The 1,078-nt window shown below is 65.8% G+C and carries 1 protein-coding gene and 1 pseudogene; one reads left to right on the top strand and one right to left on the bottom strand.

The annotated features are described in order from the left end of the window. The coding region (locus ACLBX9_RS00435) for a hypothetical protein (RefSeq protein ID WP_447717518.1) at positions 1 to 286 on the bottom strand (286 nt) is incomplete at its 3' end. 298 nt (positions 287 to 584) lie between these two features. Here ACLBX9_RS00435 and ACLBX9_RS00440 point away from each other — a divergent pair. Then, a pseudogene (locus ACLBX9_RS00440) lies at positions 585 to 1,078 on the top strand (porin family protein); the annotation flags it as partial.

Below are 1,078 nucleotides of genomic sequence, written 5' to 3' on the forward strand. Positions count from 1 at the left end.
TCGACGTGTCGTGGTCCCGATGGGCGGCGGCCAGAACCACACGGGTCCGGCTGACGCGACTGAGGATGTCAGCGTCTACCGTAATCCGGACCCGCCTGCCCCACCCATCGCGCCAACGGCCGGCTTCCGCGTCCCACCAGCGACCGTCGCCGAGGTGGTAGACCATCCGCCCGTGCGGCCGCCCGCAGCCCTCGCAGCAGCTCCTGGCCCGGCCGAACCGGATCACGGCAGAGAGCTGCGGCCAGTCGATCGGGTAGAAGAAGCGATGCTCGGGCCGGATCGGCATGTCAGGGCGCAGCGGCCTGTGAGGCGCCTTTCTTTGTAGAGCCTCGGCTCGTGTGGTTTGTGCCTTCTGCGCAACACCTCCCGGGCAACTCAGCGACAGGCTGCAACCAATGCGCCGCTTAGATGTTGTGCCGCTCAGCCACGTACATCGCGATGTATTTCAGCGCTCAGATCCAGGTTCATAGATGGTTTACTATACCGTCTTGCCTCGTCATCGATCGGTGTGTCCGTAAAACTACAGCTATTTCATCCACAGACCGGTAGCCCTACCGTCAGATCGAGATTTTGGAACAACCCAGATGACCAAGCTTCTGGCCTCGCTGGCCGCCTTCACCGCCCTGACCGCCGCCGCCTCGGCCGCCGACCTGCCGCGCCGTGCCGCCCCGCCGCCGGTGTTCACCCCCGTGCCGGTGTTCACCTGGACCGGTGCCTACTTCGGTATCAACGCCGGCTACGCCTTCGACGCCAGCAGCAATAGCAACAACAACTCGACCTTCGGCGTGCCGGCTCCTTACGCCGTTCCCGGTACAGCCGCGACTTTCCGCAACCGCAGCCAGGACGGCTTCTCCGGCGGTGGCCAGGTCGGCTACAACTACCAGTTCACGCCAGGCTCGGGCGTGGTCATCGGGTTCGAGGCTGACGCCCAGTACCTCGACTTCGGCCGCAACCGGAACAACGCCTTCATCACCGGCGGTGGCCTCCGCCCCGGCTACTACGTCACCGACCCGCGCGGCCTCTCCAGCCTCGACTTCTTCGGCACCGTGCGCGGCCGCCTCGGCTACGCCTTCGACCG

The sequence above is a fragment of the Methylobacterium sp. A49B genome (assembly GCF_053346215.1).